We start from the raw sequence: 280 nt of genomic DNA, 5'->3' as shown, positions 1-280 counted from the left end.
TACTTCGAAAAATTGATAAATACATAGACTTCTCTTTCATCATTGAAAAGGTTAAACCTTATTATAGTGAAAACAAAGGACGCCCCTCACTTGATCCGCTGATTTTATTCAAAATGATGTTTATCGGCTACCTCTACGGTATCCGTTCAGAAAGACAGCTTGAAAAAGAAATTTACTACAATATGGCGTACAGATGGTTTTTGGGCCTGAATATCAATGACCCAGTTCCGCACCACTCCACCATCAGCTGGAACAGACGCACACGCTTTAAAGATACAAC

At 38.9% G+C, this 280-nt stretch carries 1 protein-coding gene; it reads left to right on the top strand.

From position 1 onward, the window contains the following. Positions 1 to 280: transposase (locus Q3W56_RS20800; protein ID WP_302896718.1), on the top strand; the 280-nt coding region annotated here is incomplete at both ends.

The organism is Bacillus sp. C28GYM-DRY-1 (genome assembly GCF_030519405.1).
Taxonomy (GTDB): domain Bacteria; phylum Bacillota; class Bacilli; order Bacillales; family Bacillaceae; genus Bacillus; species Bacillus spizizenii_A.
This window is presented reverse-complemented; position numbering and strand designations above follow the sequence as displayed.